This is a genomic window from Rhizobium sp. SEMIA 4085 (assembly GCF_013004495.1).
GTDB classification, from domain to species: Bacteria; Pseudomonadota; Alphaproteobacteria; order Rhizobiales; family Rhizobiaceae; genus Rhizobium; species Rhizobium gallicum.
Window position 1 is genome coordinate 1 of sequence record NZ_JABEPH010000501.1, and the last position, 3,401, is coordinate 3,401.

The following is a 3,401-nucleotide window of genomic DNA, read 5'->3' on the forward strand; positions in this document are numbered from 1 at the left end:
GATCAGGTCCAGCCGGCACCCGACGGCAAGGGCCAGACCGATCAGCAGGCGCCGGTTACGCCCGATGCAAGGACGCCCAAGGATGTGCTCGGCCTCTCGCTGTCGCAGCTCAGCCCCGAGATCCGCAAGACCTTCGGCATTGCGGAAAGCGTGGACGGCGTCGTGGTGACTGAGGTGGCACCCGGCTCGGCGGCCGCCGAAAAGGGCCTGAAGGCCGGCGACGTGATCGTCGAGGTCGCCCAGGAATTCATGAAGTCGCCGGATGCCGTGGCTGCGAAAGTGCAGTCGTTGAAGCAGGAAGGCCGCCGCAACGCGCAACTGATGATCGCCTCGGCAAACGGCGATCTGCGGTTTATCGCAGTGCCAATGGAATAACAAAGCGCGGAATGGCTGATCCTTTCAGGAACTGCTGAACCGCTCCGATGCCTGCGCCAGTGACGACGACTCGACAACAGCACGACATTCTCCTGTCTTTGTCATGCATGGGTGATCGGTGTCAGACGATCTTTCGTTCCCATTGCTGACGGCTGATCGCATAGAGCACGTGGCGTTTCAGATGCGGATGCGTGTCGGGAATGCGCGGATGATCAAAATCGCGGTCCGGATCGTGGTGCAGGCCAAGTCTGCGCATGACGGCGGTGGAACGATGATTGTCCGCTACCGCAAAAGAGACGATTTCGGGAGGATTGAACTGGGTGAAACCATGGCGAAGTGATGCTTCTCCAGCTTCCGTCACATATCCCTTGCCCCAATGCCGTTTGGCAAGACGCCAGCCGATTTCGATGGTGTCCGCCGGGAGGAACGGTTCGAGTTCGGGCCTCCAGAGGCCGCAAAAGCCGATCGGCTCATCGGTTTCCTTCAGTGCCATGGCATAAAAACCGAGCCCGGCCTTGGCGATGGCATTGCGGATATTTTCCAGCATCGAATCTGCTTCGGCGCGGTCGCGGCGAAAGGCGAAGAATTCCATCACTTCAGGATCGGAATTGATCTCGTGGAAAAGCGGCCGGTCCGCGTCTGTCCAATTGCGCAAGAGCAGGCGGTCCGTCGTCGCGATCACGGTCATGGCGTCACAAAATCCGTCTTGCGGTAGCCCTGGATATAAAGCAGGGCGGTCAGATCGCCGTGGTTGATGCGCATTTTCGCTTCGGCGGCGACTGTGGGTTTGGCATGTAGGGCGACGCCGGAGCCGGCGAGGTGGATCATGCCGAGATCGTTGGCGCCGTCGCCAACGGCCATTGCTTCTTCGGTGGAGATACCGAGCCTTGCGGAAATTTCGCTGAGTGCATCCACCTTCGCCTGCTTGCCGAGGATCGGCTCGGCCACGAAGCCGGAGAGCAAGGCTCCCTCTTCAAGAAGAATGTTGGCGCGGTTTTCGTCAAAGCCCAGAGTTGCGGCGATCCGGCTGGTGAAGACGGTGAAGCCGCCGGAGACGAGGGCGGTATAATAGCCCTTCGCTTTCATCGTGGCGATCAGTTCCGGGCCGCCGGGCGTCAGCGTGATGCGCTTGGCGATAACCTCGTCTATAACTGAAACCGGCAGGCCTTTCAGGAGTGCGACGCGTTCGCGCAGTGCGGGTTCGAAAGCGATCTCGCCGTTCATGGCGCGGGCGGTGATCGCGGCGACCTTGTCCTTAAGGCCGACTTCGGCTGCGAGCTCGTCAATGCACTCCTGCCCGATCATCGTCGAATCCATGTCGGCGATCAGCAGTTTCTTGCGGCGCGTATCGGCCTCCTGGACGACCAGATCGATCGGTGCGCTGGCGATGGCTGCGAGGATACTCGCCTCCGCCGCTTGCGGATCGGTGCCGTCGCGAAGGGCGATATCGCAGGCGATGCCGTCGGCCAGCCAGTAGAGCCCGGATGCCGTCACGGTTTCGGCGGCCTGTTCGGCAAGCCTCGGCGTGAGAACGGGATTTGACGGATTGGCAACAAGCGTGGCAACGAGAGCCATATGGAAAACCTTCTGAGCGCAACAAGTGCGATCCTGATAACCGGGCCGACCGCCAGCGGCAAGTCCGCGCTTGCCGTGGAACTGGCGAAACGCCACGGCGGCGTTATCATCAACGCCGACAGCATGCAGGTCTACGGCACGCTGCGCATTCTGACGGCGCGGCCGTCCGAGGCGGAGATGCAGGGCGTGCCACATCATCTGTACGGCCATGTGCCAGCAGGCGCTGCCTATTCGACGGGGACCTGGTTGCACGATGTCACGGCATTGCTGCCCAGTCTGCGTGCCAAGGGACAGTTGCCGGTGTTCGTCGGCGGGACGGGGCTTTATTTCAAGGCGCTGACAGGCGGCCTGTCGGATATACCGGCGATACCGGAAAACATCCGCAACAGGCTACGGGCGCGCCTGCTGAATGACGGCGCGGAAGCGCTGCATGCCGAACTCGCCACGCTCGATCCGCCCGCTGCCGGCAGTCTCAGCATCCAGGACGGGCAACGCATCGTGCGCGCCTTGGAGGTGGTGGAGGCAACGGGGCAATCGATCCTGCGCTTCCAAGGGCAGGCGGGGCCGCTGATTGTCGATCCGGCGCGTGCGGAAAAGATCATCGTTCTGCCGGAACGCACCGTGCTCCACCAGCGCATCAACGAGCGCTTCGAGAAAATGCTGGAGCAGGGTGCCGAAGATGAGGTCAAGTCGCTGCTGGCACTCGGCCTTTCATCGCAAATGCCAGCGATGAAGGCGATCGGCGTTTCGCAGATTGTAGCCATGCTGAAGGGCGAGATGACGCGCAGCGAAGTGATCGAGAAGGGTGCTGCCGCGACACGCCAATATGCCAAGCGGCAGATGACCTGGTTTCGCAATCAAATGGACGAGAGCTGGAAGCGCCTGACATCGCCGCAGTCGTGATCAGGGCGTAAGCTTCAAGTCGACCAGCTGGTTATCATCATCGTGAACCTCGCGGGACCCCGGCGTTCAGGCCGGGGAGGAAAGCGAGAGCGGCCGTTTGCCGCTTGCCGCTGGGATTTGACATATTCGGCGATCACAGAGAGCGGTGCGCCGCCACAGCGTTCCCGCAAAGTAGGAGGCCACAAAACGTCCTTGCGGTAGCGCCCGGTGATTTTCCCGGCGGCTGTCGCGCAGAAGTCGGCTGGATACGCCTTTGCGGCTGTTGACAGCATGGACAGGGCGATCTTCGCAGCGGATGCACCAGAGGTGAAGATGATCGTCTTCGCCGTCGCATGCGATCAATTCGGCCTCGACGTCGCGATACAGCTTGGCGAAGATGCGCCGCAGGTTGCCGATTGCCGGTTCTGACAGAACGTCTCGGCGGTATTTCGTGACAACCATGGAGCATGGAGACGACATGCCTGCCGGTGCGATCCACGGTTGCGCTGCTTGGAGCAATTGATAGAATGGTAACATGATCCACCGCGCGTTCCGCCCCACGCCCACTC

5 protein-coding genes are annotated in these 3,401 nt (G+C 61.4%); 3 read left to right on the top strand and 2 right to left on the bottom strand.

The window, feature by feature from the left end:
* A partial coding sequence (locus tag C9413_RS29875; protein ID WP_170251316.1) for a PDZ domain-containing protein occupies positions 1–375 on the top strand: 375 nt, incomplete at its 5' end.
* Between the two features lie 121 nt (positions 376–496).
* On the opposite strand, the gene C9413_RS29880 is transcribed toward C9413_RS29875, so the two are convergent.
* Together C9413_RS29880 and serB are read right to left on the bottom strand one after the other, a co-directional pair.
* The gene (locus tag C9413_RS29880; RefSeq protein WP_039845303.1) at positions 497–1,063 is read right to left on the bottom strand and encodes a GNAT family N-acetyltransferase; all 567 of its coding nucleotides are present in this window, start codon (positions 1,061–1,063) and stop codon (positions 497–499) included.
* Positions 1,060–1,950: a phosphoserine phosphatase SerB gene (gene serB, locus C9413_RS29885; protein ID WP_039845302.1), complete on the bottom strand. Its 891-nt coding sequence runs from the start codon at positions 1,948–1,950 to the stop codon at positions 1,060–1,062. The genes C9413_RS29880 and serB overlap by 4 nt, the downstream gene beginning before the upstream one ends.
* Between serB and miaA the strand changes: the two genes are divergently transcribed.
* Positions 1,951–2,853, top strand: a complete 903-nt coding sequence (gene miaA, locus C9413_RS29890) for a tRNA (adenosine(37)-N6)-dimethylallyltransferase MiaA (RefSeq protein ID WP_039845301.1) — start codon at positions 1,951–1,953, stop codon at positions 2,851–2,853.
* A 207-nt stretch (positions 2,854–3,060) separates the two neighbouring features.
* Positions 3,061–3,261, top strand: a complete 201-nt coding sequence (locus C9413_RS33995) for a hypothetical protein (protein WP_039845300.1) — start codon at positions 3,061–3,063, stop codon at positions 3,259–3,261.
* The last annotated feature ends 140 nt before the right edge of the window (positions 3,262–3,401 follow it).